The 1,083-nt window shown below is 63.3% G+C and carries 1 protein-coding gene; it reads right to left on the minus strand.

Going from position 1 to position 1,083, the window contains the following annotated elements; genetic code table 11:
• Window positions 1–1,083 (minus strand): IS630 family transposase (locus tag EN859_RS35095; RefSeq protein WP_135913587.1); only part of this gene is annotated, 1,083 nt, incomplete at its 5' end.

Here is a 1,083-nt window from a genome sequence, read left to right on the forward strand (position 1 = left end):
CTAGTGGATTGATTCCAACGTTTGGAACCCGCGGTTTCGGGCGGCGATGATGTCATCGGGGTTGGCTTTCCAGATGAATGGTTGCGGGTTCTCTGCATTGTATTCGCGGATGAAGCGGTTGATGGCGGCCTGAAGATCGACAACGGAATGGAAGACGCCGTGCTTGAGCCTGCGCCGGGTGAGTTTGGGGAAGAAGCCCTCGACGGCGTTGAGCCAGGAGCAGGATGTTGGGGTGAAATGGAAGGTCCAGCGCGGGTGGCGGTCGAGCCAGGCGCGGACCTTGTCTTTTTTGTGAGCGGCGTAATTGTCGAGGATCACATGGATTGCCTTGTCCGCCGGCACCTCGCGCTCGATGCGGTTGAGGAAGCGGATGAACTCCTGATGGCGGTGGCGCTGCATGTTCTGCGCGATGACCGTGCCGTCCAGCACGTTGAGGGCAGCGAAGAGCGTCGTTGTGCCGTGCCGCTTGTAGTCGTGTGTCATCGTACCGGCGCGGCCCTTCTTCATTGGCAGGCCGGGCTGGGTTCGGTCGAGGGCCTGGATCTGCGACTTCTCATCGACCGACAGCACCACGGCATGGGCCGGCGGATCGACATACAAGCCAACGATGGTCGTCAGCTTCTCGGCGAAGGCCGGGTCGTTGGAGAGCTTGAAGTGCCGCCAGCGATGCGGGCTGAGACCGTGGGCCTTCCAGATACCCTGCACCGTCGACGCTGCAATGCCGGCGACCTTGGCCATCGCGCGCAGCGTCCAATGGGTCGCCTCATGCGGCGGCGGAGCCTGCGTCAGGCGGACGATCTCGGCGACACGCTTCGGCGGGACCGGCGCCTTTCCAGGCGGACGGGACCGGTCGCGAAGCAGTCCATCGACGCCTTCGTGCATGAACCGCTCCTGCCAGCGCCAGACACAGGTCTTGGACTTGTCGGTCTCGGCCATGATTGCCGAGGTGCCCAGACCATCGCCGCTCAGAAGGACAATACGCGCCCGCCAGACATGCTTCTGCGGGCTTCCAGGGGCCGCGACGATCGCTTGCAAGCGCTGACGGTCGCTGGCCGAAATGGTGAAGGAGATGCCATTGCGCAT

The organism is Mesorhizobium sp. M00.F.Ca.ET.216.01.1.1 (assembly GCF_004010325.2).
In the GTDB taxonomy this organism is placed as follows: Bacteria; Pseudomonadota; Alphaproteobacteria; order Rhizobiales; family Rhizobiaceae; genus Mesorhizobium.